This window comes from Paenibacillus dendritiformis (assembly GCF_015845845.1).
Lineage (GTDB): Bacteria > Bacillota > Bacilli > Paenibacillales > Paenibacillaceae > Paenibacillus_B > Paenibacillus_B dendritiformis_C.
In genome coordinates this window covers 1-23,121 of the sequence record NZ_LDIG01000272.1, presented here as the reverse complement: position 1 = coordinate 23,121, position 23,121 = coordinate 1, and the positions used below count along the sequence as shown (strand labels likewise).

At 56.3% G+C, this 23,121-nt stretch carries 24 protein-coding genes and 2 pseudogenes; 10 read left to right on the top strand and 16 right to left on the bottom strand.

The annotated features are described in order from the left end of the window. A partial coding sequence (locus tag ABD76_RS26520; RefSeq protein WP_197254502.1) for a transposase occupies positions 1-204 on the top strand: 204 nt, incomplete at its 5' end. Between the two features lie 329 nt (positions 205-533). Here the strand turns inward: ABD76_RS26520 and ABD76_RS26515 are convergent. Next, positions 534-881 carry a hypothetical protein gene (locus ABD76_RS26515; RefSeq protein ID WP_197259927.1) on the bottom strand — a complete coding sequence of 116 codons (348 nt, stop codon included), beginning with the start codon at positions 879-881 and terminating at the stop codon, positions 534-536. 214 nt (positions 882-1,095) lie between these two features. Between ABD76_RS26515 and ABD76_RS26510 the strand changes: the two genes are divergently transcribed. After that, entirely contained in the window at positions 1,096-2,133 is a 1,038-nt protein-coding gene (locus ABD76_RS26510; RefSeq protein WP_197259926.1) for a Gfo/Idh/MocA family protein, read from the top strand. A gap of 89 nt (positions 2,134-2,222) precedes the next feature. Beyond that, positions 2,223-3,353, top strand: a complete 1,131-nt coding sequence (locus ABD76_RS26505; RefSeq protein ID WP_242069829.1) for a DUF4261 domain-containing protein — start codon at positions 2,223-2,225, stop codon at positions 3,351-3,353. 118 nt (positions 3,354-3,471) lie between these two features. Here ABD76_RS26505 and msrA read toward each other — a convergent pair whose 3' ends face one another. Beyond that, complete coding sequence (gene msrA / locus ABD76_RS26500; RefSeq protein WP_197259925.1) at positions 3,472-4,446, bottom strand: peptide-methionine (S)-S-oxide reductase MsrA; 975 nt, start codon at positions 4,444-4,446, stop codon at positions 3,472-3,474. A gap of 349 nt (positions 4,447-4,795) precedes the next feature. Here msrA and ABD76_RS26495 point away from each other — a divergent pair, with 349 nt between their 5' ends. Further along, a complete protein-coding gene (locus tag ABD76_RS26495) occupies positions 4,796-5,515 on the top strand; it encodes a YjbE family putative metal transport protein (protein WP_197259924.1) in 720 nt (239 codons plus the stop codon). Between the two features lie 170 nt (positions 5,516-5,685). Here ABD76_RS26495 and ABD76_RS26490 read toward each other — a convergent pair whose 3' ends face one another. Then, the gene (locus ABD76_RS26490; RefSeq protein WP_197259923.1) at positions 5,686-6,570 is read right to left on the bottom strand and encodes a LysR family transcriptional regulator; all 885 of its coding nucleotides are present in this window, start codon (positions 6,568-6,570) and stop codon (positions 5,686-5,688) included. Between the two features lie 228 nt (positions 6,571-6,798). On the opposite strand from ABD76_RS26490, the gene ABD76_RS30310 reads away from it, so the two are divergent. The 3 genes from ABD76_RS30310 (at position 6,799) to mdh (ending at position 9,074) form a co-directional block, all read left to right on the top strand. After that, positions 6,799-6,933 carry a hypothetical protein gene (locus tag ABD76_RS30310; RefSeq protein ID WP_275100873.1) on the top strand — a complete coding sequence of 45 codons (135 nt, stop codon included), beginning with the start codon at positions 6,799-6,801 and terminating at the stop codon, positions 6,931-6,933. A 36-nt stretch (positions 6,934-6,969) separates the two neighbouring features. After that, positions 6,970-8,022, top strand: a complete 1,053-nt coding sequence (locus tag ABD76_RS26485; protein ID WP_197259922.1) for a YeiH family protein — start codon at positions 6,970-6,972, stop codon at positions 8,020-8,022. Between the two features lie 128 nt (positions 8,023-8,150). Continuing rightward, the gene (mdh, locus tag ABD76_RS26480) at positions 8,151-9,074 is read left to right on the top strand and encodes a malate dehydrogenase (RefSeq protein WP_197259921.1); all 924 of its coding nucleotides are present in this window, start codon (positions 8,151-8,153) and stop codon (positions 9,072-9,074) included. A 120-nt stretch (positions 9,075-9,194) separates the two neighbouring features. On the opposite strand, the gene melA is transcribed toward mdh, so the two are convergent. Continuing rightward, positions 9,195-10,493 (bottom strand): alpha-glucosidase/alpha-galactosidase, encoded by a 1,299-nt coding sequence (melA, locus tag ABD76_RS26475; protein ID WP_197259920.1) that lies wholly within the window; start codon positions 10,491-10,493, stop codon positions 9,195-9,197. A gap of 174 nt (positions 10,494-10,667) precedes the next feature. Here melA and ABD76_RS26470 point away from each other — a divergent pair, with 174 nt between their 5' ends. Further along, positions 10,668-11,540: an AraC family transcriptional regulator gene (locus tag ABD76_RS26470; RefSeq protein WP_197259919.1), complete on the top strand. Its 873-nt coding sequence runs from the start codon at positions 10,668-10,670 to the stop codon at positions 11,538-11,540. 67 nt (positions 11,541-11,607) lie between these two features. Here ABD76_RS26470 and ABD76_RS26465 read toward each other — a convergent pair whose 3' ends face one another. The 7 genes from ABD76_RS26465 to nhaC all read right to left on the bottom strand — a co-directional run bounded on the left by ABD76_RS26465 (position 11,608) and on the right by nhaC (position 17,611). After that, entirely contained in the window at positions 11,608-12,747 is a 1,140-nt protein-coding gene (locus ABD76_RS26465) for a glycoside hydrolase family 88 protein (protein WP_197259918.1), read from the bottom strand. A gap of 96 nt (positions 12,748-12,843) precedes the next feature. Continuing rightward, a complete protein-coding gene (gene kduD, locus ABD76_RS26460) occupies positions 12,844-13,602 on the bottom strand; it encodes a 2-dehydro-3-deoxy-D-gluconate 5-dehydrogenase KduD (protein ID WP_197259917.1) in 759 nt (252 codons plus the stop codon). Positions 13,603-13,669: 67 nt separating this feature from the next. After that, positions 13,670-14,422 carry a DeoR/GlpR family DNA-binding transcription regulator gene (locus ABD76_RS26455; RefSeq protein WP_197259916.1) on the bottom strand — a complete coding sequence of 251 codons (753 nt, stop codon included), beginning with the start codon at positions 14,420-14,422 and terminating at the stop codon, positions 13,670-13,672. A 14-nt stretch (positions 14,423-14,436) separates the two neighbouring features. Further along, the gene (kduI, locus tag ABD76_RS26450; protein ID WP_197259915.1) at positions 14,437-15,270 is read right to left on the bottom strand and encodes a 5-dehydro-4-deoxy-D-glucuronate isomerase; all 834 of its coding nucleotides are present in this window, start codon (positions 15,268-15,270) and stop codon (positions 14,437-14,439) included. A gap of 226 nt (positions 15,271-15,496) precedes the next feature. After that, positions 15,497-15,661 (bottom strand): hypothetical protein, encoded by a 165-nt coding sequence (locus tag ABD76_RS26445; RefSeq protein WP_197259914.1) that lies wholly within the window; start codon positions 15,659-15,661, stop codon positions 15,497-15,499. Positions 15,662-15,714: 53 nt separating this feature from the next. Then, positions 15,715-16,074 carry a hypothetical protein gene (locus tag ABD76_RS26440; RefSeq protein WP_197259913.1) on the bottom strand — a complete coding sequence of 120 codons (360 nt, stop codon included), beginning with the start codon at positions 16,072-16,074 and terminating at the stop codon, positions 15,715-15,717. 97 nt (positions 16,075-16,171) lie between these two features. Next, positions 16,172-17,611, bottom strand: coding sequence for a Na+/H+ antiporter NhaC (gene nhaC, locus ABD76_RS26435; RefSeq protein WP_197259912.1), 1,440 nt, complete (start codon positions 17,609-17,611; stop codon positions 16,172-16,174). A 687-nt stretch (positions 17,612-18,298) separates the two neighbouring features. Here nhaC and ABD76_RS30305 point away from each other — a divergent pair. Both ABD76_RS30305 and ABD76_RS26430 read left to right on the top strand, forming a co-directional pair. Continuing rightward, the gene (locus ABD76_RS30305; protein WP_275100872.1) at positions 18,299-18,433 is read left to right on the top strand and encodes a hypothetical protein; all 135 of its coding nucleotides are present in this window, start codon (positions 18,299-18,301) and stop codon (positions 18,431-18,433) included. Between the two features lie 188 nt (positions 18,434-18,621). Continuing rightward, positions 18,622-18,828, top strand: a pseudogene (locus ABD76_RS26430) (transposase); the annotation flags it as partial. 144 nt (positions 18,829-18,972) lie between these two features. Here ABD76_RS26430 and ABD76_RS26425 read toward each other — a convergent pair. The 5 genes and pseudogenes from ABD76_RS26425 to ABD76_RS29040 form a co-directional block, all read right to left on the bottom strand. Further along, positions 18,973-19,443 (bottom strand): RidA family protein, encoded by a 471-nt coding sequence (locus ABD76_RS26425; protein WP_197259911.1) that lies wholly within the window; start codon positions 19,441-19,443, stop codon positions 18,973-18,975. A gap of 19 nt (positions 19,444-19,462) precedes the next feature. After that, positions 19,463-20,623 carry an alanine racemase gene (locus ABD76_RS26420; RefSeq protein WP_197259910.1) on the bottom strand — a complete coding sequence of 387 codons (1,161 nt, stop codon included), beginning with the start codon at positions 20,621-20,623 and terminating at the stop codon, positions 19,463-19,465. 24 nt (positions 20,624-20,647) lie between these two features. Beyond that, the gene (locus ABD76_RS26415) at positions 20,648-21,292 is read right to left on the bottom strand and encodes a PAS domain-containing protein (protein ID WP_197259909.1); all 645 of its coding nucleotides are present in this window, start codon (positions 21,290-21,292) and stop codon (positions 20,648-20,650) included. Between the two features lie 441 nt (positions 21,293-21,733). After that, positions 21,734-22,890 (bottom strand): annotated as a pseudogene (locus ABD76_RS26410) (IS110 family RNA-guided transposase). Positions 22,891-22,894: 4 nt separating this feature from the next. Next, a partial coding sequence (locus ABD76_RS29040) for a hypothetical protein (RefSeq protein ID WP_206765816.1) occupies positions 22,895-23,121 on the bottom strand: 227 nt, incomplete at its 5' end.

Here is a 23,121-nt window from a genome sequence, read left to right as displayed (position 1 = left end):
TTCGAGAAGCATGCCAGCCTGAAGTATAAATATGGCAATCGGAAATTTTGGGCGGAGGGCTACTACGTCAGCACAGTAGGCTTAAACGAAGCAACTGTCGCAAAATATATACGTGAACAGGAAGCACATGACCAAGCAGTTGATAAACTGAGTGTGAAAGAGTATGAAGATCCGTTCAACAGAAACAGTAGCAAGAAGAAGTAAACCAGTTTAACTGGTAAGTGAAAGTGACAAGTTACACTGAGCCTGAACAATTTAATTGTCAGGCTAGCGTCTTTAGGCGCAGTTTGGCAACAGGGGGTTATACCCCAAGTGCAAACCACCCGTTGGACGGGTGGTTTTGATTGTTAATGGGGCCGGCAAGGCTCGCTGGCAGGGGCAAGCCCGCGATGATCCCGCAGCCTATGGAGGGGCCTGCCGATGTGCCCAAGGCTGGCGGGGCTCTCTGGTCGCCGGCGAGCTCGGGCCGGAGGAGCGGCTTCCTCGTCTGGCTGCAAGCAGCAGGAGGAGGCGCAAGAGGCGCCGGGGCACCCTCAAAGTAAAAATTCCTGCACAGGTGCAGTAATTTTCGATGCAATGGCGGATCTGTAGCATAATTCCTGCAAAAGTGCATCATTTTCGCCTAATTTTCCTTTTTTTAGGCGTATTAAAGGCGAAATTCCTGCATTTTTGCAGGATTGGCTTTTCGCCATAAGCAGCTCAGGAGAAATACTGCATATTTGCAGTAATCTTCGGCGTTGCGGCGAACAATCCGCTCTCCATGCCGGGGGATAGAACCATCGCAGGGCAGGGACCGCTGCATGGCGAAGAAACGCCAGTAGAAACACCGGAAGTAATATCAGAAGAGCGACATAAGAAGAAACATCAGAACAAATATTCAAAGATCCATAGGCTCCGCAGTGCCAGAAGCTCATATCGCGAGCAGCACGGCAGGACCAGTCCGTTCAGACAAGGGGATTTGAACGCTGGCCACGCAGGGCGTTTTGCACATTTTGACGATAGTGCAGCGATAACGGATCCATGAATCTATTCGTTGCGGAACGGAATTGAGATATAATCGTAACAAATCCTATGGAGTAAGGAGCGTGTCGTATCATGACAACATGGAAAGTCGTTGTGGCCGGGTGCGGTCAAATGGCCAATACGTGGATCGAGTATGCCAGGGAGCGCGAGGATACGGCGATCGTCGGCCTTGTCGATATTCGGCCGGAAGCCGCTTTGCAGATGGCGGATAGGCACGGCCTGTCCTGCGGGCTCTATTCGGATCTTCGGGAAGCGATTCGGCGCAGCGGGGCCAATCTTGTCTTTGACGTGACGACGCCGGATGCGCATCGCGCAACCTCGGGGACGGCGTTGGAGATGGGCTGTCATGCGATTGCGGAAAAGCCGATGGCATCCAGCCTGTCCGCTGCGATAGAGTTGGCGGAGCTGTCGCGGAAGACAGGGCTTTCCCTGTCCATTATGCAGAACCGCCGTTACTTGCGGCAGGTTCGGGCGTTCCGCGACCTGGTTCAATCGGGCGTCATCGGCCCGATCGGCTTCGTCGGGGCGGATTTTTTCCTGGCGCCCCGCTTCGGGGGCTTCCGCGAGCAGATGGCCAGTCCGCTCATTCTGGACATGGCCATTCATACGTTCGATCAAGCGCGCTTCATCACTGGGGCGGATCCGGTATCCGTGACCTGCCATGAGTGGAATCTTCCCGGTTCCTGGTATAAAGGTCATGCCAGTGCCATATGCACCTTCGAGATGAATGACGGCTCCGTGTTCAACTACCGTGGCTCTTGGAGCGCGCAAGGCTTTCCGACATCATGGGAGGCGGCTTGGCGCGTGGCGGGAAGCCGAGGCACCGCAATATGGGATGGCGAAGACCGGATCGAGGCCGAATCGTTCCATGACGCCGGGGAAGCGGTACGAACGGAGGCCCCGATGGATTGGAACGGCCGGGAGGGGCATGCCGGCTGCCTTGATGAGATTTTCGCCGCAATGGCGGAAGGGCGGCCGGCGGAGACTTGCGCGGCCGACAATGTGAAGAGCATGGCGATGGTGTTCGGAGCCATGGAGAGCTCCCGCCGTCAAGCGACGGTGCGGATTGCCCCGCTGATCCAGGAATACGCTTCCTGTCGCGAGACGTAATTGGAATGTCCCGAGACACGGGACATCCCGGTGTAGCCGACAAAGGAAGCTTGACAAGGCTCGATGATATTACATAGGGAGTGTGGAGCATGACAAACAAGGGAGAGACTGGGAACGAAGAAGCCATGAATGGGCTTGGGGAGCAATCTGAACAACAAGAGAAATATGACCAACATGAGCAAGAGAAGCAACATAAGAAAGAAGAGCAACATAAGAAAGAAGAGCGACATAAGAAAGAAGAGCCACATCAGCAAGAAGAGGAACATGATCAAGAAGAGCAACATCAGCGAGATGAGCAAAATGAAGAAGATGAGCAAGATCAATCCGGATTCGCCAATGTGTATGTCATTCAATTGCTGTACAAGGACAAGCCGGAGCTGGACCGGGAGGCGCTGTACGCTAAAATGCAGCAGTATACCGGAGAGATTCACTGCGCTGAAGACGAGGAGGAAGCTGAGGAGCCGGGCAACCCTATGGCGGTATGGGAGTCCTATGAGAGCGAAGCAGGGGAAGCGGGCGACATCATGCACTTCTTCCATATGAATCATATGATTGAGTACCAGGAGGGAGCGCTGCCCGCGCAGACATGTATCATGACTTCCGATAAACCAGTGGAGGAGGCAGCCTTCGAGACGGCGCTGCAGCAAGCCTGGCATTGGCCGGAAGCGAGAGCGGCCGTTGCCGGCTGCCGCCACTCCCTGCTGCTGACCGATTTCTGCGCGCGCGGCCTGGACTACAAGCAGCGTCTGCAGCTTATCAGCGGTGCGCTTCGGGCTCTGCTGGAGACGGCGCCTTGCGAAGCCGTCTACTTCCAGGCCAGCGACAAGCTCGTCCATCCCCAAGACTATGCGGCCGCGGTCGAAGCGGGCCAGCGCTTATACGGGGCGATGAATCTCCGCTTCTATAACGTGCACGGCAGAGACGAGATGATTATGGATACATGCGGCCTGGCTGCGCTCGGCTTGCCGGATGTGCAGTGTCATTTCCGCGGGATGGATCCGAATGAAGTGGCCTCGTGGGTTGGCGATATCGCGTACTACTTGTACGAGCGCGGGGATATTATCCAGGACGGCGAGACGGTCGGCTCGGAGGAGGTTCGTTGGCAGTGCGAGCATCAGCTTGCTTTGGCGGCGCCGATGCGGCATGTGCTTGATCTGAACCCCGGTCCGGAGCACTATGCGGGCATACAACATCATGGAGAGGATCAACGCCCGGAATAGGATGAATTCTTAAAAGTGATGTAATGACTCAGACCTGCGGACGCCCTTTCGGGCAAAACAGAAGCCGGCCCTTGATCCGAAGCGCGCTGAGGCGCTGGGCCAAGGGCCGGCCAGACCATTAATCGGCAAATAAGACGGCATATTCGCCGTAGCCTTCCTCCTCCAGCTTCTCCTTCGGGATGAAGCGAAGAGCGGCGGAGTTGATGCAGTAGCGCAGTCCGTCCGGGCCGGGACCGTCGTCGAACACATGCCCGAGATGAGAGTCTCCGTAGCGGCTGCGCACTTCGGTGCGCACCATGCCGTGGGACAGGTCAAGCTTCTCTTCGATATGATAAGACCGAAGCGGTCTCGTGAAGCTTGGCCATCCGCAGCCCGCGTCATATTTGTCGCGCGAGCTGAATAGGGGTTCCCCCGAGACGATGTCGACATAGATGCCGTCTCCCGCATGATCCCAGAATTCGTTCTGGAACGGAGGCTCTGTTCCGTTATTTTGCGTGACATGGAACTGCATCGGGGTGAGCCGTTCCTTCAGCCGGGCTTTGTCCTGCTCGGTTACGCCCCAATGCTTGGCGATAAAGGCATCGCGTCCGGAGCCGGTGCGGTACCGTTTGTAATGGGCCGGCTGCTTGCGATGATAGTCCTGATGGTATTCCTCCGCCGGGTAAAAGGCGGACGCCGGGACAATCTCGGTCGCGATCGGCTTGTCGAAGCGCCCGCTGCGCTCCAGCTCCCGCTTGGATTCCTCCGCTTCCGCCCGCTGCTTCTCGTTATGATAGAAGATCGCTGTCCGGTAGGATGAGCCCCGATCGTGGAATTGTCCGCCCGGATCGGTCGGATCGATTTGCTGCCAGAACAGCTCCAGCAGCTTCTTATAAGGAAATACGGCGGGATCGAACGTAATCTGCACGGCCTCCGCATGTCCGGTCCGGTCGGTGCACACCTCTTCATAAGTCGGATTTTCCGTATGCCCGCCGGTATAGCCGGAGACGATCGAGCGGATGCCGGGCAGCTCCTCGAACGGAGTCACCATGCACCAGAAGCATCCGCCCGCGAATGTCGCTTTTTCCAGAGAAGGTTGAGTATGGTCGCTCATTGGATATCAACTCCTTTGCATAGCCATATCATAACCAATTGGAGGCCGCGAGACAACAAAGGCCGCATGCAAAAATGGGCGGCCCCGCTGAAAGATGAGGGTTGTATATGCTGCCGATCCGTGCTAGTATGAATATATCGAAAACGATACTCCACAAAGGGGAGTAGCTAGCAGTATTCGTCGTCATTACGGGATCGAGCCGCCTCGTCCCCGGCGGTACTGGCAACGTACACGTTGTTTGCGAGACCTTTGCCACGGGTTGCGATGGTGAAGGTCTTTTTTGATCGTTTAGAGCCGTCGCCTCGTGGTGACGGCTTGTTTTATTTTTAGCATATGGGAGGAAGTCATTGTGGAACTATTTACAATTGAATTCTGGACGGCATTGTTGTCGATCGTGGTTATCGACCTGGTGCTGGCAGGAGACAATGCGATCGTCATTGGCCTTGCCGCCCGCAATGTTCCGAAGCAGGACCAGAAAAAAGTCATTATTTTGGGGACGGGCGGAGCGATTGTCATCCGTGCGATCGCCACCTTGCTCGTCGTCTACCTGCTGATGGTTCCCGGACTTCAATTGTTCGGCGGTCTTCTCTTGCTCTGGATCGCAGTGAAGCTGATGATTGAAGAGAAGGAGCATAATATCAAGGCCGGCACCAGCATCGGTGCGGCCGTCGGCACCATCATCGTCGCTGACGCGGCCATGGGGCTCGATAACGTGCTGGCTGTGGCGGGCGCCGCCAAGGGACATCCGTTCCTGGTCATTCTCGGATTGATGATCTCGCTTCCGATCGTCGTCTGGGGAAGCACGATTGTGCTCAAGTTTATCGAGAAGTATCCGGTGATTATCGTGCTCGGCTCCGCCGTGCTTGCCTGGACCGCTTCGAAAATGCTCGTGGCCGAAAAATTTATCGCCCCGTATTTCACCAATCCGTTCATCAAATACGGATTCGAGGCGATCGTCGTGCTGGGTGCCGTTGCCACCGGAATTATCCTGAAGCGGAAACGGGCGCAGCGGGCACAGGAAGCGGACGATCATCCTGAACTTCATCACCATCGTGCGCAGGGCGAGTAACCGTCCGGGCATGACTCCAGCCGAAGGCATCGCCTTCGGCTTTTGCCATAAAGGAACATACACGGAGATCCGCGATAGGGAGCGATGCCTGTATCCCCATACAGAGTGTCGATTGGTATCATCCTATGAAGGGGGCGGCCGATTGGTGCCATTTTTCCCGTTCGAATCGTTCAAGAGAGCTGCCGGACCTGCTGTATCAGCATTTTCATCGCCATGGTCGACGCTGCCTTTGTATCCTGCAAAATGAAGAACGGCCGAATGACGCGGCCTCCCTTCACATGAATGCGGCGCAGATCGCCCGCTTCCAATTCCTTGTGGATGACCCAACGGGAGAGCAGAGCGATGCCAAGACCGGCGAGAACCGCCTCCTTTACCCCCTGGCTGCTGTTAAACACATAGGTGCGCTTCGGCTCGACACCGAGATCGCGAATAAATTGCTCGCTGTAGGAACGGGTACCCGAACCGCTCTCGCGCAAAATCCATATCTGATCCTGAAGCATGGACGGCTCCAGCTTCGGCAGCGCCGTCAGCTCGTGATCCGGGGGAGCGACAAGAATCATCTCGTCCTCCATGAACGGGTGGTCCACCAAAATATCGGCATACTCGACCTTGCCCTCGACGAGCCCGACATCAAGCTCATTCGCCCGCACAGCTTGGGCGATCTCTTCCGTGTTGGCGATCATCGCCTGGATATCGACCTGCGGATATTGGCGTGCAAAATTCGCGATCAGCCGCGGCAAAATATATTCCCCGATCGTGAAGCTGGCTCCTACTTTCAGCGAACCGGTCACTTCATCCCGCAGCAGATGAATTTCCTCCTTGGCATTCTCGTACAGAGCAAGCATTTGCTTGGCCCGCTGGTACAGGATATGCCCCGCGTCGGTCGTTTTCACATGCCGGGGAGAACGGTGGATCAGCTTGATCCCGAATTCATTCTCCAGATTCCGGATATGCATGCTTACGCCCGGCTGGGACAGATTCAGTAATTTGGCGGCTCTCGAAAAATTGCATTGCTCTACGACGGTAACATACACTTTCAACGTGTCGACAATCATGTTCGAATCCTCCGGTATCCATCAAGCTGTACAGTCAATCCCGCTGATGGAATCGCTTGCTTTTATCCCCTCCCATTGTATCCCTTTATCTTGAATGGAACAATCCGGGCGCCGTCCGGGCAAGCATAAGTTTTCCTAATCGTCCGGATAGCATATTGGTATTTCACATTCCGTTCCATTCGGCTTATAGTTGATTATGGAATCAGGATTCACATGCAGGTTGGGGGAATGAGCCCGGAAGCGGCTTCCGGGATGGAGAAGGGGAGCAACAAGCGGCGTCTTCCTGGCATCGAGCTGATGGGAGGTGCCGGAAGTTGCCGGAATGCGCTGCCCGTTCGATGCTTTATCGCCGCAATGCTGTAATGTGAAAATGCAACCAGACAGAATTGGGGGAAAAACATGAGTCAGGGAGAAGGACTTGGCGCAAGCAAGGCCCGCAAGCAGCGGAACGGTTTTGGCTTTGCGCTGGGAATCGGATTGACGCTTGTCATCGCGCTGGCTGCCAAGTATTTGGCCGGGCTTCCGTTCCTTGGCATTATGGGCCAGCTTGTTATCGCTATCTTGATCGGCATTCTGTGGCGTGCCACGATCGGCGTGCCCGATCAGATTGTGGCGGGCACGAACTTTTCCAGCAAGAAGCTGCTTCGGCTCGGGATTATTTTGCTCGGGATGAGGCTGAATCTGATGGATATTGTTCATGCGGGGCCGAAAGTATTTCTGATTGCGGTCATCGTCATTATATTCGCGATTAGCGTCGTCTATGGATTATCAAGACTGTTCAAGGTAGAGAAGCGGCTCGGCATCCTGACGGCATGCGGCACGGCAATTTGCGGCGCGGCGGCGGTGGTCGCGATCTCGCCGCAGATCAAGGCCAAAGACGAGGAGACGGCCATCGGCGCGGCCATGGTCGCGATATTGGGCACGATCTTTACGCTGTTATATACCTTTTTGTCTCCGGTGCTCGGATTGACGCAGAACGGGTACGGCATCTTCGCGGGCGCAACGCTGCATGAGATTGCGCACGTCATTGCGGCAGCGGCGCCCGGAGGCGACGGCGCGGTCGATATGGCGGTCATCGTGAAGCTGACCCGGGTAGCGCTTCTCGTTCCGGTAGCGATCCTGATCGGCATTTGGGCAAGCCGGGCCGAGCAGCGGGAAAAGGGGACCAGCTCGAAGCTGTCCTGGCGCACGATACCGATTCCGTGGTTCATTCTCGGCTTCCTGGTCGTGAGCGGGATCAATTCGTTGGGTATCATCTCTGCCGATATCGCTTCCGGCATTGTGACGCTGGCTTACATGCTGATCGCGATGGCGATGGCCGGTCTTGGCCTGAACGTCGATCTGGTCGCATTCCGCCGGCTCGGCCTGACTTCGTTCGCGGCCGGGCTTATCGGTTCGGTGCTGCTGTCCGGTCTCGGCTTCGCCCTGGTCCATCTGCTGGGGCTGGCCTAATGCCGCTTGAGCGGAGAACGGACGGCATCCGAGAGGCGGCCTCGCCGCAGGGGATGAAGCCAGCGCATGAGCCAATGGGTCAACCAGCCCTCATGCGCCGGCGATGTCTTGTGGAGAGGGGATAATCGATGAAGAGAGCGAAGATTACGATTGCCGGCTGCGGCCATGTCGGCGCCACCATTGCGCATTTGACCGTACTGAAGGGTCTCGGCGATGTCGTATTGTATGACATCATGACCGAGACGGCTCAGGGCAAGGCGCTGGATCTGCAGGAATCCGGCCCGGTGGAGGGCTTCGATTGTCTGGTGGCCGGCACGAGCCGGCCCAGCGACACGGCGAACTCCGACATCATCATCATGACGGCCGGAATGGCGCCCAAGCCGGACATGAGCCGGGACGATCTGCTGGCGGCGAACGTGAACATGATGAAGCAAGCCGTGCGGGATATTACGCCGTATTCTCCGCATGCCCTGCTTATCGCGGCGACGAATCCGTCCGATGTGATGGCGCAGGTCGCGCTCCAAGAGTCCGGATACGCCCCGGAAAAGGTGATCGGTCTGGGGGGCGTGCTGGACTCGACTCGCATGCGCAGCTTTATCGCGCTGGAGCTGGGCATCTCATGCGAGGATGTCGGCGCGCTTGTGTTAGGAGGACATGGCGACGGGATGGTTCCGTTGATCCGCTACTCGCAGGCCGGCGGGGTTCCTGTCGAGAAGCTGCTCGATCGGGAGACGTTGGAGAGCATCGTCGAACGTACCCGCCACGGCGGCGCCGAGATTGTCAATCTGCTGAAAACGGGCAGCGCCTGCTATGCGCCGGCTTCGTCGGTCGTCGCGATGATGGAGGCGATACTGAAGGACAAGAAGGCGGTCATGCCCGTCTCCGCTTACGCGAAGGGCGAATATGGCATCGCGGATCTGTTCGTGGGCGTGCCGGTCATTCTGGGGCGCTTCGGCGTCGAGAAGATTGTGGAATTGGATCTGCTGCCTCAGGAGCGGGAAAATTTGATGAACTCGGCCGAAGCGGTTCGGAAGGGGCTCGGACAAGCTTAGCTTGCTCATCAATATGGACGCGTTGGCCCTCGGCGGACAAAGAAAGACCGTATCTCCTCTCATGTGGCAGGGGATACGGTCTCTCTGTTGTTCTGCGCAGCGATTCAGACGGGCCGCAGCTTACCGGAACGCCGGCAGCCAATTGCCATGCGCCTCAATCATATCGTCGCACAGCGATACGATATCGTCGAGGCTCAGTTCGGCGGATGTATGCGGATCAAGCATTGCCGCATGGTAGATATGCTCTTTTTTGCCCGTGATGGCCGCTTCGATCGTCAGGAGCTGCGTGTTGATATTGGTCCGGTTCAGCGCAGCCAACTGCGGCGGCAAATTGCCGACATAGGTCGGCGTCACGCCGCTGCGGTCGACGAGACACGGCACCTCGACGCAGGCTTCCGCCGGAAGATTCGGAATCAGCCCCGTATTCATGACGTTGCCGCCAATCTTGAACGGCGCTCCCGTCTCCATTGCCTCGAAAATATAGGAAGCATATTCATGCGAGCGGGAATGCTCCAGCCGGGTATCATTTACCAGCTTCTCGCGCATCTCCTTCCAGGAGGCGATCTGATTCACGCAGCGGCGCGGATATTCATCCAGCGGAATGTTCAGCTTGTCGATCAATTCCGGATAGGCCCGCTTGATGAAATATGGATGATACTCGGCATTATGCTCGGACGACTCGGTGACGTAATAGCCGAATTTGAACATCAATTCGAAGCGCACCATATCATGATGCTTTTCTTTTTGCTTCTCCGCCGCCCGGCGCTTAATCTCCGGATACAGATCTTGACCGTCCTTCGTCACTTCCAACAGCCAGGCCATATGGTTGATCCCGGCGATTTTCGTCTGCACGCCCGCAGAATCCATGCCGAGATGGTCGAACAGCCAAGGCATGCATACCTGCACGCTGTGGCACAAGCCGACCGTCTTTACCCCGCCATGCGTATTCATGACATTGGTCAATACCGCCATCGGATTCGTATAATTAAGGAACCACGCATCCGGACAGACCTCCTGGATGTCTCTCGCGAAGTCGAGCATGACCGGGATGGTGCGCAGATTGCGGAAAATTCCGCCGATGCCGACCGTATCGGCGATCGTTTGGCGCAAGCCGTATTTTTTCGGAATCTCGAAATCGGTAATGGTGCAAGGATCATAGCCGCCGACTTGAATCGCGTTGACGATATACTTGGCGCTGCGCAGCGCTTCCTTGCGGTCGTGGTAAGCGACGACCCGGCATTTGCTGCCGGCCGATGCGGCCAGATTCTTCAACATCCGCTCGGAATCCCGGAGGCGTTCGCGATCGATGTCGAACAGCGCCAGCTCGAACGATTGGAGCGCAGGCGTCAGCATGCAGTCGCCCAACACGTTTTTGGCGAACACCGTGCTTCCGGCACCGAGAAACGTAATTTTACCCATAGCAAGATCATCCTTTCGATGGACAGGAATAAAATCTCAAAAAATATTTTGCATGGTCTGATGCAACCTGCACGCAGATGCGTTACAATCAATGTATCTGATTTAACAAGAGAAGAGTATGGTTATTTTGGTCGACAGTATGGAATATTGTATCCTGATGAGGAGGATATGCCGATGGCGGAGACAGCGCATATCGCGATTAACGAGTACCCGTCCCGCGGGGAATTGACGATTCTTTTCAGCGGTCAGGCGCAGACCGAACCCCAACACCGCATCGGGCCCACGGTGCATGATTATTATTTGGTGCACAGCATTTTATCCGGCAAGGGCACCTTCGTCATTCGCGGGCAGGAGTACCGGCTTCGCAGCGGCGACAGCTTCTTTATTTTCCCGGGGGAAATGGTACGGTATGAGTCCGACGGCGAGGAGCCGTGGCAGTATAGCTGGGTCGGATTCCGCGGACAAGACGCCGACCGGATACTGGCCGAGATCGGGGTCGGGCCGCATGTTCCCGTCCTGCAGGGCTACCGCCACCATCGATTGAACGCGCTGCTTCGCAATTTAACGAAAGCGCTTCACCGCGGCGGCCATGGGGGGGATATGGAGGCGGAAGGCTATTTTCGGCTGATCCTGTCCGAATATGCGCGGGCCGCAGGCGCAGCGCTGCGCTCGGGGAAGGAAGACACGCGAACCGATATCGAGCGGCAGGTGGAACAGGCGGCCAGATGGCTGACGCTGCAGCATGACAAATCGATCTCGATCGACGAGCTGGCGCAGAAGCTCGGCTACCACCGGACCTATTTATCGAAAATGTTCCGGAAGCAGATGGGAGAATCCCCGATGCAATTTCTGCTGCGCATCCGGATGGAGCGGGCGCGGACGCTGCTGCTGACGACCAAGCTGACGATGGAGCAGATAGCCGCATCCGTCGGATATGAGGATGCGCTGTACTTTTCGAAGCTGTATAAAAAATGGTATAAGCGCTCCCCAACCGCACACCGTGCGGAAATGCAGAGAAACCAGGTCACCGGATGCGCTTACCGGTAAACAAACACAGCCCCTGTCCGGGACGCAGTCATCTGCATCTTGGGACAGGGGCTGTCGCATAAGTCCGTCAGGCGCGGTTATACCAGTAACCGGGCACCCCTCTTTCGAGGCGCATCAATGCTTCCAAGTAATAATAGTCGCCCCAGATGACATAGTCGTCCGGGCTGTGGCCGAGCCGCACGGCATAGGAGCCGCGCCGCAGCAAGCCGTCTTCTTCCGGGAGCTCCATCGTCGAGTAGCGGCGGACGAGCGCTTCCATCATCTTCTCCATGCCGCTCGTCAGCCACTCGCGCTCCGGATGATCGGCCGGCAGATGCGCCAGCAGCTCCTGCAGTCCGGCGGCTGTAATCGCGGAAGCGGAGCTGTCCCTCGGGGTCGAGTCTTCGGCGGCCACATCGAAATCCCAGTAGACGACATGATCCTCCGGCAGCCGTTCCAGGAAGTAGCGGGCCATGCGCCGGGACGTCTCCAGGAAATGATCGTCGCGCGTGTAGCGGTAGGCGAGGGCGAACCCGTATATGCCCCAGGCCTGGCCGCGCGTCCAGGTCGACCCGTTCGTATACCCTTGATGCGTAGAGCCGCCGATCGGGTGGCCGCTCTCGGGCTCGAAATGAAACGTATGGTACGAGGAATCGTCGCCCCGCACGAGATAGCGTCTGCTCAGCTCGGCATGAATGCGCGCCACTTCGGCATAACGGTTGTCTCCGGTCATTTCCGTCGCCCAGAACAGCAGGGGCAGATTCATCAGGCAGTCGATGATGATGCGGCCGCCGTTGTTCGGATCGCCCTTCGGCCCCCATGCCTGAATATAGCGTCCCTTTTCTCGCCAACGGTTCATGAGCTTATCCGCCGCGCGGAGCGTCAAGTCGCGCGCCGCCGAATCCTGCTCGATAATCCACTGCGCCTTGGAAGAGAGCGAGTACAGAAATCCGATGTCATGATGATCAAGCGCGATATCTCTCCGCAACCGCTCGTCGAAGCTGCGCACCGTTCGGCGGGCCGCCGCGGCGAAGGCTTCATCCTTCGTATATTCAAAGCACAGCCATAAGATGCCGCTCCAGAAGCCGTCGGTCCAGTCCGTATTGTCGTTCAGAAGATAGGCTCCGCCATCCCGGCCGACATGGGGGAACCGATCCCCGAAGCGCTCAATATTGGCTCGCGTCTTCGATACCACGTCTTCAATGGCTTGCGCCCATAGCGTTTTCATCGTTCACTGCCCCTTTCTCGTATTGGAAGGTGTTCAAAAGAGACCGGTTTTTTCAGCACCGGAAAGGTTGCAAGCGGGCTTATGGAACAACCACTATCAGCGGTTCATCCAGCCGCCGTCCACGCACAAAATATGACCATTCACGTAATCCGAAGCGGAGGAGGCGAGGAACACGGCAGGACCGGCCAAGTCCCCCGGCGTCCCCCAGCGTCCCGCCGGAATCCGGCACAGAATTTCCGCGCTGCGCTTGGGGTCGTCGCGGAGCTGCTGCGTGTTGTCGGTCGCCATATAACCTGGCGCGATCGCGTTCACATTGACGCCGTGCTTCGCCCATTCATTGGCGAGCGCCTTGGTGATGCCGGCGACCCCATGCTTCGCTGCGGTATATCCGGGCACATTGATGCCGCCCTGGAAGGAGAGCATCGAGGCGATGTTGATGATTTTGCCGGAACCGCGTTCAATCATCCGCTTGCCGAAGGACTGGCACAAGTAGAAGACGGCATGCAGATTCAATTGCAGCACCTCATGCCAGTCCGGCAACGGATGGTCCGCCGCGGGCGTCCGGCGTATGATGCCGGAATTGTTCACCAAGATATCGACCTGGCCTCCGGCGGCTTCCAGGCATTGACCGACAACGCTTTCAATTCCGTCGAGATCTTTCAGATCGGCCTGGATGAAGGCGGCCTTGACGCCGAGATCCTTCAGCTTCTGCAGCGACTCCTTGTGAACGTTATGCGAGACGAGAATCAGGTCGGCGCCTGCCCGGGCCAGACCCTTGGCGATGCCGTAGCCGAGACCGACGCCCCCGCCCGTCACGACGGCGGTGCGGCCCCGCAAATCGAAGATGGATTGCATAACCCTTTTCCTCCTTGGTAACTGTCGTATTCGAGAATTGAACAGAGGGCAGGTCCCGGACGCCGGCTTACAAGATGGCCGGGACTCCTGCCGCGATATAAGTCGACCTCGCTTCCTCGCTCAAGCCGCTGTCGGTGATGACGGCGGTCATCTCGGACAAGGAGGCGAAGGTCAACAGCGCCGATTTGCCGAACTTGGTATGATCGACGACTCCGTAGGAATGCTTGGCCGTCTCAATCCAGGCGCGCTTCAGTTCATGCAGCTCGCTCGTGTAGATCGTCAGGCCGCTCTCGGTATGAATGCCGGTGGAAGAGACGAACGCCTTCTGGATATTGAGCTTGCGCACAAGCTGCACCGCTTCGCTGCTGACGAGCAGATTGCGGTTGCGGTACCCGCCGGGAACGACAAGGCGGATGTGGGGCTTCCGTATCAACTCCGCGATGATGAACAGGTCGTTGGTTACGACCGTTAGCGGCTCCTGATCCAGACGCTTCGCCATTTCCAGCGTCGTGCTTCCGCCATCAAGCGCAATGATGTCGTCAGGCTCGATGAGTCGCACGGCTTTCTCCGCGATCTCGGCTTTTTCGTTCAGATACCTGCTGTTCGGCGCCTGCACGGGGAGCAGCCCGAGATCGGACATATTTTTCAACACGGCGCCGCCGTGAACGCGGGTAAGCAGGCCTTGCGCTTCGAGCGCTTCGAGATCGGCGCGGATCGTCTTGCCGGTCACTTCCAGCCGCTCGCTCAGCTCGTTCACTTTGACTTCCCCTTGTTGAATGAGAAGCTCCATGATTTGTTGGTGGCGTTTTACATTGGACATATTGTTCAAATCCTTTACTTCAAATCCTTCATATCGACCATATCCATATCTTCAAATGTCTGATTATCTCCGGCCATGCCCCAGATGAACGTATAATTGCTCGTGCCGACGCCGCTATGTATCGACCAGCTAGGGGAAATAATCGCTTGCTCGTTCCGGACGACGACGTGGCGCGTCTCTTGCGGCTCGCCCATCAGATGGAAGACGACGCCGTCCTCCGGCATGTCGAAATAGAAATAGACTTCAGAGCGGCGGTTATGAGTATGGCAAGGCATCGTATTCCACATATTGTTCGGCTTCAGCAGCGTCATGCCCATGACGAGCTGGCAGCTTTGCACGCCGCCTTTATGGATATATTTATAAATCGTGCGCTCGTTGGAGCTGGACAGACTGCCAAGATGCTGCGGCGTAGCCTTGCTGATGGCCACCTTCTCCGTCGGATACGTCTTGTGCGCCAGCGTTGAGTTGAAATAGAAGCGCGCCGGGCGGGCAGCCTCCTTGCTGGCGAACGTCACATTCTTGCTTCCCATGCCGATATAGAGACAGTCGCGCGGGTCCATGTCATAGGCGACCCCGTCCACGGTGACGACGCCTTCTCCGCCGACATTAATAATTCCGATTTCCCGCCGTTCCAGGAAATAATCGGCGCCCATTTCCTTCGCGTCCGCTTCCAGCTTCACCGTCTTCGTCGTCGGCAGGACGCCCCCGGTAATGTATCGGTCAACATGACTGTACACCATTTGAATCTCATTGTCGACAAACAGCTTCTCGATAAGAAATTCCTCGCGGAGACGGGAAGTGTCATAGCCCTTCGCGCCTTCGGGATGACAAGCGTAACGGATTTCCATGATACGATTTCCTCCTTCGGATGAGCAAATGATGAATGCTATCGTTCATAGTATAACTTAACTGTTCATTTATGTTCAATTAAATGTTCATATTAGTTTATTTTTCAGGAAATTATATGTTCGTTTTGAGGGAAGTGAACCTTGAAGAGAAAGCAGGCATAAAAAAACTTTGCCCGCAGGGGATGAATCCCCTTGCAGGCAAAGGCGTTACGGCCGATGCGGGCCGTTACATCAAAAAGTATAGGGCGGCAATGATCGCGATCGATGCCGCCGTGAACCACAGGATATTGCGGATATCCCGGTTAATGACCTTCATATCGGTCTTCAATTGCGAGCCTTGCTTGCCGCTGTTCGCCGCAGGCTTGGCTTGCTCTGGACCGGTTGCCTTCATTGTCACACCTCCTCGCCGCTTAGGCTGCAGGTCCGGATTCGGACGCTCGCAATCTATTCGGCGAAGACGAAGCGCGAGGTGTATTTCAGCGGCCGCAAGAGAAGCCTGCGGCGCAATATCAGATACGGCGCGCGGAACCGGAAGCGCGGAACGGCGCTTCTGGCAAGAAGCAGAGGCAGGTACAGCATGAACAGGAGCTTCCACGTCACGAACGTGTGGATCTTCACCACATATTGATGAAGGGAGCCGACAACGGACTGGTAATGGTGATCATGCTGATAATAGGCGCTGCCTTCGTCCAGCCGCAGCGGTTCCTCGGGCGCGGAGGGCAGCAGGGAAGAGGCGAGCAGGGCGATTACCGAGATGAGGATAACCGCGTAGCGGAACCACGATGGATACTTGTGCTGAATCACTGCCGTCCTCCTTTCCTTGCCCTGCCGCCATCGTATGGCTCCGGGCCGATCTCTGCTATGAGATTACCATATTGTCAGGGAAGGGACAACATGCGGCCTACAGTCCGGCATTGTTGGCATCTTCGCGCGCCGGTGCGGCGGGCCTTTGGCCGAGCGTGCCGCGCTTCAGCCCCGGCAGCAGCACGAAGGCGAAGGTAACGAGCGGGGACAGCCAAAGAAAGAAGGCATAGGGCGCGTAGTCCAGCACCGGCAAGCCGATGGCGCCGGTCATCATCGCGCCGCTGACGCCCCACGGGATTAACGGGTTGACCAGCGTGCCGCAGTCCTCCAGCGTCCGTGCCAACGTCTTCCGCGGAATGCTCCGCTTATCATACTCGTCGGCGAACAACTGACCTGGAAGCAGGATGGACATATACTGCTCTCCGGTAATGATATTGACGCCGATGGAGCTCATGCCGCTTGCGACGACGAGCGATTCCTTCTTCCGGATTGGAGCGACGAGACGCCGGAACAAGGCCGGAATGACGCCGCCATGCTGCAGCAGCCCGCCCATGCCGAACGCGATGGCGATAAGCGCGATCGTGCCGGCCATCGACTGCAGGCCGCCGCGGTTCATAATGCGGGCGGTATCCTCCAGGGCGAAGCTGCCCGAGAATCCATAGTGCATCACGCTGATCCACTGCCGGATATCATGCGCGCCCTGAAGCAACGCCGCCACCGCCAGGCCGGAGCCGATGCCTAGCAGCATCGTCAGCGCGACAGGCAGCCGCTTGAACGCGGCGATAAGCACGACGGCCAGGGGGAGCAGCGCCCATGGCGTAATATGGAAGCTCTGCCCGATATCGCGCTGCAATGCTTCCAGAGCCTCCATATCGGGCGCGGAAGAGGAGCCGATCAAGGCGAAGGCGATACAGGTCAGAACGAATGCCGGCACCGTCGTCTTCGTCATGTTGCGGATGTGATCGGGGATCGATACCCGGGCCACGGCAGAGGCGAAGTTGGTGGTATCGGACAACGGGGACATTTTGTCTCCGAAGCAGGCGCCCGATACGACCGCCCCCGCCGCGATTGCGGGATGGACCCCCATGGAGGCGGCCATGCCGACAAGGGCGACTCCGAAGGTGCCGACCGTCGTAATCGAGCTGCCGACGAACATCGAGACGATTACGGTGAGCACCAGCGCGCTTAAGGTGAACCATTGCGGCTGGAAGAGGGACGTGCCGTAGAAGAGCAAGGTCGCCACCGTTCCGCTCATCATCCAGACCCCGATGAGAATGCCGATCAGCGTCAGCAGGAGCGCAGGCTGGACCGAAGCCTGCAATCCGCGGACGAAGGCCTGCTCCACTTCGTTCCAGGAGCGGCCGAACAGCAGCAGGAGTCCGCCGGCCGCAACCGAAGCGGCAATCAGCGGAATATGCGGCTCCACCCGCCATCCGAGAATCGGAACGATAAGAATAAGCAGGATGGCAATGAAAATCGTAACGCTCTGCCCGAACCGAAGCATGTTCTGTTCGGCAGGGCTTGTTGATGAATTCATGACTGACATCTCCTTAATGGATAGGCGGAACAAGCCGGGCGCAAGACCGTCGGCATGCAAGCCCCCGGCATTGTCGTGCGAGAACGCATTTTTGCATGGACGCTTACCCGCTTGACCGCGATAAAGCAAAATAATAGTACATAGTCTACTTTATCGGGGGTTGTCCGGATGGTCAACGGAATTTACTGCCAGCGGCAGGAATGAGGGATAGATCGACGGAGGTCAAGTCCAGTACAAGAACGAGCGCGCTCGACTGCGGATTGCCGGAGGCAAGAACGAGTGCGTACGCGGCCTGGCAAAAAAATAGCGCGTGCCGGGGAACACGCTCAGAGTTGACAAAGTCCTGTCGACAGTCTTTTTTCTTCGGAAGGGCGGGGCCAGGGGAGGCAGGTTAGGTTAGGTTGGTTATGGCAAGCTGGTCCGCGCATGAAGCAAGCTGGCCCCCGCATGAAAATGCTGCACAGGCGCAGCATTTTTAACCTCAAGAGGCTAAATTCCGAGAAAATCCTGCAAAATTACATTATTTCGCCATTTTGAAAGCTATTTAAGCCTCGCCGCACGGTAATTGCTGTACTTTTGCAGCAATCTTATTTTCGCAACCTCGTGTCAATGAAATTGCTGCATTCTTGCAGTATTGGTGGAGCAGATGACTAGAGTGGCGGGAGATACTGCAGCTTTGGTGGAGCAATGAAAAAGCCATCGGCCACCTATTTGGCGTTCAATTCATCCAGCGCGCTGAGGATAATCAATCAGTATTTGCAGCGCAGCCAATCGCTTGGTGCAGCGGATGATGATATTCTCGCGGCGGGAGAGTACGCCTGAGAAGTGGACCTCTCCGTCCCCGGCGAGCCGATCCGGCATACGTGGAAGCCATTGATCACGATCGGCAAAGCCAAGGAGGCTTGCATGCCGATGTTCAGGATCAGCTGCGGCATGTGGAGAGGGTGTGCCCCTTCCGCTATTTGCGAGCTCATAGCATCTTCGACGATGAGATGATGGTATACGATGAGGACGAGGCGGATCACCTTCGCCATACAGAAGAAAACAAACGGATTTATGCGCAGAGAAAAGAAACAATAGAGCGAGTTTTTGCTGATTTAAAGGAGAAGCATGGTATGCGGTGGACGACCTTACGAGGGTTAAAAAGAATGTCTGCGCAAGCGATGCTTGTTTTTGCTGCCATGAACCTCAAAAAAATGGCGACCTGGCTCTGGAAGACCGGTCTTAAGTTCTCTTTCGTATTTGTAAATAGAGATAAAAACCGTAAAGAACTCCCGCGGTTGCAGTATTTCGCGGGAGTTTGTCTTCAATCTGAGCGCGTTCCGGGGAACGCGCTGTCTTATCTTAGGTCTCTATCCCGCTTACGCTCCGTCCTTCACCTCGACGATAAGCTCGATCTCCACCGGCGTATGGAACGGCAATTCGCTCGTTCCGATCGCGGAGCGGGCATGGCGGCCCGCTTCGCCGAATATTTCGATCAGCAGGTCGGAAGCGCCGTTAATGACATAGGGCTGATCCGCGAAGCCCGGGGCGCTGTTCACGAAGGCGAGCATTTTGATCACCTTCGAGACATTGTCCAGCGTGCCCAACTCATGCTTGATGACGGCTAGCGCGTTGATAATGACTTGGCGCGCCGCTTCCTGGCCCTGCTCGATCGTCAGGTCGGATCCGAGCTTGCCTTCATACATCAAGACGCCGTTAATCCGGCAGTCCATGCCGGACGTATAGACGAGATTCCCCGTGCGCCGGGATGGGATATAGGAGAATTTCGGCTCCCCGACTTCCGGCAGTTCAATCCCCAATTGCTGCAAACGTTGTTCGATTTGTCCCATAGGTTCATTGCTCCTTCATTTACCAGCTGCAGCCGCGCGCCTCGACAGACACCGGCGTCACCCCGTCCGGAGTGAGATACTGGACCGAATTGTATAAGTTCAACGTGCTGCAAATATGATTCGGCACGATGTGCAGCCGATCCCCGACCTCCAGGCCGTGACCCGGCGCGATCCGTATCATGCCATGCTCTTCCGACAGCCGCTCCAGCACCGCCTCGGGCGCTTCGAGCACATGCCCGAAGCCGCGCAGATAGAGGGGCACGGTGTGCGGCTGCACATCCGTCGCGAACGCTTTGCTGCCGCCGTCGACGATGACGGTGTCCTCCTCGGGACAGCTCACGACCGTGACGACGACGACTCCCGCGCAATCCTTGAGACTGCAGCCGCCGAAGGCGACCTGCATCCGATCCTGGAACACGTACGTGCCCGGCCGAATCTCCGTTACTCCCGGAACGGCTGCCGCATACGCGCCCGTCGGGGTCGAGCCGACGCTGACATCCTGAATGTCGTAGCCGGCTTCGCGCAGCCCTTCGGCGATGCCGGCCATCCGCATGCCTTCGTCGAGTCCGGCGCTGCGCACATCCAGCGTCGCCTCCCCGTGGATCAGCGCTCCGCGGAACGTATAAATGCCGGTCAAGCGCAAGTGCGGACACCCGGCGATCGCTTCCGCCACCGCCTTGACATCCGCCGTGCGCACCCCGGACCGCTTGAGCCCGGTGTCGATCTCCAGCCGCACCTCCAGGACGCCGCCGAATTGCCGCGCCTCCGCCTCCAGGGCGCGCGCGCCGGCCGCGCTGTCCACGCCCACAATCATGCGGGCTTCGGCCGTCAAGGCGAGGGCGCGCCGAATTTTGGACGGCACGACAAGGGGATAGGCGATGAAAACGTCGCGAATGCCGTGCTTCACCATCGCTTCGGCCTCGGATACCTTGGCCACCGTAATGCCGACGGCGCCATGCCGCTGCTGCAGACGGGCGATGTGCGGCATTTTGTGCGTCTTCGCATGGGGACGAAGCTGGACGCCGTTCTTGGCGGCGATGTCCGCCATATGGCGGATGTTCTGCTTCGTTCGCTCCGCGTCGATAAGCAAAAAGGGCGTTTCCGCCTCGCGGAGCTCTCCGGCACGGGCGCTCCAGGCGGGCGCAATTCGCCGTTCGCGGGGTGTAATCTCGTTGGACATGCGTGCTAGCCTCCTTACGGCACGTTAGTTCGATGATTTCTTCACTTCATCTAAATAGTTATACAGCGTATACTTCGAGATACCCAAATAAGCGCAAATTTTTTCGCCGGACTTTTTGATGAGGAAGGCGCCCTTTTCGTCCAGCAGGGCGATCATGCGCATTTTATCCTCCTTCGTCATCACGGCCACCGGCTTGTCGATGCGTTCCTGCGCCTCCTGGATCAGCAAATCGAGCAGATCGTTCACATTGGAGACGAACGACTCCTTCACTTCCGCCTGCAGTCCGGTCATCGTGAGCGACTTCAGCGCTTTCTCCGCCAATGTCAAATCCGTAATATCATAATTGATGCACAGCGACCCGATGATGCGCCCTTCGCGGTTGCGCATATACAGCGACGTTGACCGCAGCAGGCGGCCGTCCCGGGTCTGCGTAATGTAATTGATCTTATTGCCGTCCTCGGTGCTGCCGCGCAGCAGCTCCAGCCCGAGGTTGGTTCCGGGATCGCCGACCTTCCGTCCGGTGATGTGCCCGTTCTCGATCGCGACGATGGTCCGGTCATAGGGCAGCGTCAGATCGTGCAGCACGACCTCGCACTGATCGCCGAATTGGGCGGCAAGGCCCTTGACCAGCATTTGCAAAAAAGGAAATTCGTCTCGTACCGACTCCACATCGCTCCTCCTTCCAAGCATCGCCCCGCTGAAACGGTTCACGAGGCTGCCTCTATCGTAGCATAATTTATTCCATGTTCAAACAAAAAGTTTGCTGACCAAACAAATAATTTGGGCTTGGATGTGCAACAAAACTTGGCACAGTCGGAAATCTGGCAAGTTCATCATTTCATTGCTATACTGAGGCTGCATCTGTCTATTCCTTCTGATATGGGGCGTACTTGCAAAAACAGAGGATTGGCAGATGTTTTCTATTTCATTTTCTGCCTTAGATGATTCCGCCCTCCCCTTGCTGTTATCTGTGAAAATAATTACGCACACTTGATCTCAGCTCGTTATTGAGAAGTTGTAGAATTTCTGAAAAGTGGCAATACGATGCCCGAGCCTACTTGTTTTAAGAGGCCATGTATAAAGACGTAAGAAGTTGTCCACAATATTAGTTTAGCCTGTTTGAATGACTGTTTGCGCTCCGCCTTCGATGTAAGCTTGCTTGTTTTTGAGTATGTGGTAGCTGATGACGAGTATTTTTCGTGCAATGGCGATACAAGCTTTCTTCTTGCCTCGACGTGATGCGATCTTCCAAAATTTTGTTGCCAATACGGTGTTTCGGGAGCGAGCGATTGCCCAAGCCGCTTCGCTTAATGCTACTTTTGCATGCGTATTGCCTTTTACGCTTTTTGTACTTTTTTTTTGCCCGCACTTTCGTGATTACCCGGCGCGACACCAGCCCAAGAAGCAAGATGATCTGCTGTTGGGAATTGATTCATATCGACGCCAATCTCTGCGATTAGCGCGGCTGCCGTAATCTCACTGACACCTGGAATGGTTTGCAGCAGTTCGTATTCCATATGGTAAGGCTGCAAATGTGCATGAATCTCTTCTTCAAGACGAGCAATGGATTTCTCAAGATACTCGATATGTTCCCAGCAATCCTTGATGAGTTTGATCTGATGCGCGGTCATTGTGCCGAAAAGCGAGTCTGCAACTTGAGCTTTTTTATTCTTTATGGTTCCTCTTACGCAATCTTCCACGTCATCGACATCGACATATCCTTGATCGACCAAGCGTTGCAGTAGATTGCGTCCGGACACACCGAACACATCCGAAATGACGGTTCCAAGCTTAATATTGCAGGCTTCCAAGTACTTTTGGATGCGGTTCTTCTCGGCTGTTAACCCGCCAATTCGTTTCTTCCGAAGCCGGCAAAGATCACGTAATTCCCTTAGGTCTTCAGAGGGTACAAAGCTTGGCTCGATGAGACCTACACGAAGCAGCTTGGCAATCCATTCTGCGTCACAAACATCCGTTTTACGGCCAGGTACGTTTTTGATTCGCTGGGCATTCGCAAGGAGTACGGTGAAATAGCCCTCCAGGATATTGTAGACCGGCTTCCAGTAGATTCCGGTACTTTCCATGGCAATATGGGTTACAGCCTGTGATTCCAAATACTTCAATAGCTCAAACAGATGCTTGGTCAGCGTACCAAAGGTACGAACTTCACTTTGAACTTCGCCTGAAGCATCCGTCGTTAGTACACAGACGACGATCGTTTCTTGATGGACATCCATTCCCGCACAGCGGTCAAGCAAAACTTCCATAAGTTTACCTCCCTATAACTAGAAGCCATGACGGTGGATGAATTCGAGCATGAGCATTTTTCTGTTCGCGGTTCTCTAAATGGGCATTCAGAGCCAGCACAGGTTTGTACACAGAACTCATCCTCAACAGTTTATTGGACGGGGTAAAGACCACCATAAAAAACAACGTGTTACGCGTCATGATATTAGCAGTATGGGAAGTTGGCACATCAAGTAAACGCTCGCTATTTT

Bases quoted from the DNA above. Each gene is read 5' to 3' on its own strand.
- ABD76_RS26510 (WP_197259926.1), top strand. From the start codon at position 1,096: ATGACAACATGGAAAGTCGTTGTGGCCGGGTGCGGTCAAATGGCCAAT.
- ABD76_RS26505 (WP_242069829.1), top strand. From the start codon at position 2,223: ATGACAAACAAGGGAGAGACTGGGAACGAAGAAGCCATGAATGGGCTT.
- msrA (WP_197259925.1), bottom strand. From the start codon at position 4,446: ATGAGCGACCATACTCAACCTTCTCTGGAAAAAGCGACATTCGCGGGC.
- ABD76_RS26490 (WP_197259923.1), bottom strand. From the start codon at position 6,570: ATGATTGTCGACACGTTGAAAGTGTATGTTACCGTCGTAGAGCAATGC.
- ABD76_RS30310 (WP_275100873.1), top strand. From the start codon at position 6,799: ATGAGCCCGGAAGCGGCTTCCGGGATGGAGAAGGGGAGCAACAAGCGG.
- ABD76_RS26485 (WP_197259922.1), top strand. From the start codon at position 6,970: ATGAGTCAGGGAGAAGGACTTGGCGCAAGCAAGGCCCGCAAGCAGCGG.
- mdh (WP_197259921.1), top strand. From the start codon at position 8,151: ATGAAGAGAGCGAAGATTACGATTGCCGGCTGCGGCCATGTCGGCGCC.
- melA (WP_197259920.1), bottom strand. From the start codon at position 10,493: ATGGGTAAAATTACGTTTCTCGGTGCCGGAAGCACGGTGTTCGCCAAA.
- ABD76_RS26470 (WP_197259919.1), top strand. From the start codon at position 10,668: ATGGCGGAGACAGCGCATATCGCGATTAACGAGTACCCGTCCCGCGGG.
- ABD76_RS26465 (WP_197259918.1), bottom strand. From the start codon at position 12,747: ATGAAAACGCTATGGGCGCAAGCCATTGAAGACGTGGTATCGAAGACG.
- kduD (WP_197259917.1), bottom strand. From the start codon at position 13,602: ATGCAATCCATCTTCGATTTGCGGGGCCGCACCGCCGTCGTGACGGGC.
- ABD76_RS26455 (WP_197259916.1), bottom strand. From the start codon at position 14,422: ATGTCCAATGTAAAACGCCACCAACAAATCATGGAGCTTCTCATTCAA.
- kduI (WP_197259915.1), bottom strand. From the start codon at position 15,270: ATGGAAATCCGTTACGCTTGTCATCCCGAAGGCGCGAAGGGCTATGAC.
- ABD76_RS26445 (WP_197259914.1), bottom strand. From the start codon at position 15,661: ATGAAGGCAACCGGTCCAGAGCAAGCCAAGCCTGCGGCGAACAGCGGC.
- nhaC (WP_197259912.1), bottom strand. From the start codon at position 17,611: ATGAATTCATCAACAAGCCCTGCCGAACAGAACATGCTTCGGTTCGGG.
- ABD76_RS30305 (WP_275100872.1), top strand. From the start codon at position 18,299: ATGAAAAAGCCATCGGCCACCTATTTGGCGTTCAATTCATCCAGCGCG.
- ABD76_RS26425 (WP_197259911.1), bottom strand. From the start codon at position 19,443: ATGGGACAAATCGAACAACGTTTGCAGCAATTGGGGATTGAACTGCCG.
- ABD76_RS26420 (WP_197259910.1), bottom strand. From the start codon at position 20,623: ATGTCCAACGAGATTACACCCCGCGAACGGCGAATTGCGCCCGCCTGG.